At 62.9% G+C, this 2,587-nt stretch carries 4 protein-coding genes; all 4 read left to right on the forward strand.

What is annotated here, in order from left to right; all coding sequences use genetic code 11:
* Nucleotides 1-25 precede the first annotated feature (25 nt).
* Entirely contained in the window at nucleotides 26-295 is a 270-nt protein-coding gene (locus J4F42_20920) for a type B 50S ribosomal protein L31 (GenBank protein ID MCE2487984.1), read from the forward strand.
* Between the two features lie 95 nt (nucleotides 296-390).
* Complete coding sequence (gene prfA / locus J4F42_20925; GenBank protein MCE2487985.1) at nucleotides 391-1,473, forward strand: peptide chain release factor 1; 1,083 nt, start codon at nucleotides 391-393, stop codon at nucleotides 1,471-1,473.
* A gap of 8 nt (nucleotides 1,474-1,481) precedes the next feature.
* Nucleotides 1,482-2,396 carry a peptide chain release factor N(5)-glutamine methyltransferase gene (prmC, locus tag J4F42_20930; GenBank protein MCE2487986.1) on the forward strand — a complete coding sequence of 305 codons (915 nt, stop codon included), beginning with the start codon at nucleotides 1,482-1,484 and terminating at the stop codon, nucleotides 2,394-2,396.
* The coding region (locus J4F42_20935) for a UDP-N-acetylglucosamine 1-carboxyvinyltransferase (GenBank protein MCE2487987.1) at nucleotides 2,389-2,587 on the forward strand (199 nt) is incomplete at its 3' end. The genes prmC and J4F42_20935, both read left to right, overlap by 8 nt.

Below are 2,587 nucleotides of genomic sequence, written 5' to 3' on the forward strand. Positions count from 1 at the left end.
CGAACTGAGCAGACGGAGGTTAGTCATGAAACAGAATACCCACCCACAGGAATATAGACCGGTCGTTTTTCAAGACGCATCGGCGGAATACGTCTTTCTGACCCGTTCGTGCGTGGAAACAAACGATACCATCGAATGGGAAGATGGCAAGACCTACCCCTTGTACAAACTCGATATCTCCAGCGCCTCTCACCCGTTCTACACCGGCAAACAACGCATCGTCGATACGGCAGGCCGGGTCGAACGTTTCCGCCGCCGCTACGGGCTCAAGCAAGAAGAACAGGCCGAAGACTAGCTGCCCCCACCCTGCCCGCCTGACAAGACACGCGAGGTCTCGCGTGTCTTTTTCGTGTTGGCCCCCACCGGACCCGTACCAACCGAGGCAGTCGTATGAGTGAAGCCGCCAATTGGGGTGAAAAATTAGCCGAAGTGGAACAGCGTTACCAGGCGCTTGAGCAACAGCTGAGCAGCTCCGAGGTCATTGCCAACACCCAGGCCTACGCCAGGCTGGCCAAAGAGCACGCCGAGCTGGGCCGGGTGGTGACGTGTTTTCGCCAGTGGCGGAAAACAGGCCAAGAGATCGACGACAGCCAAGCCCTGCTCGACGATCCCGACCCGGAGGTCCAAGACCTGGCCAGAGAAGAGCTGGACAGCCTGCACCAGAGCCACGCCGAGCTTGAGCAACAGCTGCGCGTCCTGCTGCTGCCCACAGATCCGCTGGATGAAAAAAATGTGCTGTTGGAAATCCGGGCCGGCACCGGTGGCGAGGAGGCCAGTCTGTTCGCCGCAGATCTGTGTCGGATGTATACCCGCTACGCCGAGCAAAAACACTGGCGCATGGAGGTGATGAGTTCCAGCCCGACTGGCCTGGGTGGATTCAAGGAAATCGTCACCCTGATTGAGGGCGACGGCGCCTACAGCCGGCTGAAATTTGAGGGCGGGGTCCACCGCGTCCAGCGCATCCCGGAGACAGAAGCCTCGGGCCGGATTCATACCTCGGCCGTGACCGTGGCCGTGCTGCCCGAGGCCGAGGATGTTGATGTCCACATTGAGGAAAAGGATTTACGCATTGACGTGTATCGGTCCTCCGGGCCGGGCGGCCAGAGCGTCAACACCACCGACTCGGCCGTCCGCATCACCCACCTGCCGACCAACTCGGTGGTGATCTGTCAGGACGAAAAGTCCCAGCACAAGAACAAGGCCAAGGCGCTCAAAATCCTACGCTCGCGGCTGCTGGAAAAAGCCCGCGAAGAGCAGCACCAGGAAATCGCGGCCTCGCGTCGCAGCATGGTCGGCTCGGGCGACCGCTCAGAACGGATTCGGACGTATAATTTTCCGCAGTCGCGGCTGACCGACCACCGGATCAACCTGACCCTGCATACCCTGGAGCGGGTGTTGGAAGGCGAACTCGATCCGGTCGTGGACGCGCTCACCACGTCCCACCAGGCCGAGGCGCTCAAGGCTACCGGCTGAGCCGTCCCATGCCAGCCCCACTCGCCCGCACGTCCTGCCTGGCCGACCTTCTGGCGGACGCGGCCGCTTTCCTGGCCGGGCATGGTGTTCTGAGCCCACGTCTCGACGCCGAGGTGTTGCTGGCCCATGTGATGGGCGGAAACAGAACCGAGCTGTACCTCCGCGACTCGCCCGCACCGCATCAGCGCGACGCCTTCTGGCGGACCCTCAAACGTCGCGCCCGGCGCGAGCCCGGCGCGTATATTACCGGCGTGCAGGAGTTCTGGTCGCTGGAGTTCACGGTCAACCGCCATGTGCTCATTCCGCGTCCCGAAACCGAGCGGGTCGTTGAGGTCGGCCTGGAGTTGCTTGGCTCCTATCCCGCGCCTCGAATCCTCGACCTGGGCACGGGAAGCGGGTGTATGGCGGTTACGCTCGCCAGCCAGCTGCCCCAGGCGCGGGTGTGGGCCTGCGACGTGTCGGCCGAGGCCCTGGCGGTCGCGCGCACCAACGCGGTCGCTCACAACGTAGCCGACCGCATTACTTTCATGCGGGCCGATATGCGGCAGCGGCTCCCAGAAGGGGCCGCCCCTGCCTTTGATCTGATTGTGAGCAATCCTCCCTATATTGCCGCGCCTGAGTTCGCCACCCTGCAAGCCGAAGTCCGCGACTGGGAGCCGCGCCTGGCACTGGACGGAGGACGGGATGGGCTGGATTTTTATCGTCGCTTGCTGCAAGACTGTCCGGTACAGCTGCGACCTGGGGGTTGGCTGGTGATGGAGATCGGCTCCACCCAGAGTGCAGCCGTGATGCGGATGGCGAGGAGCCAGGACAATCTGAGCGAGTGCCGGCTCAGCTACGACTATGCCGGCCTGCCACGTGTTGTCAGCGTCCGCCGACACAGCCCGGTCGAGAGGCAAGGAGGAGGAGGAGGAGATGGATAAGATTATCATACGCGGAGGGCGGCCTCTCCACGGAGAGATTGAGGTCGGCGGGGCAAAAAACGCGGCCCTGCCCTTTCTGTTTGCCGCCCTGCTCACCGAGGAAGAGTGCCGGTTCACAAACATGCCCCGGGTGGTCGATATTCGGACCGCACTGCACCTGCTGACCGAGCTGGGGGTTGAGGCGGAGTGGC

It is taken from the genome of Desulfurellaceae bacterium (assembly GCA_021296095.1).
GTDB lineage: Bacteria > Desulfobacterota > Binatia > Bin18 > Bin18 > JAAXHF01.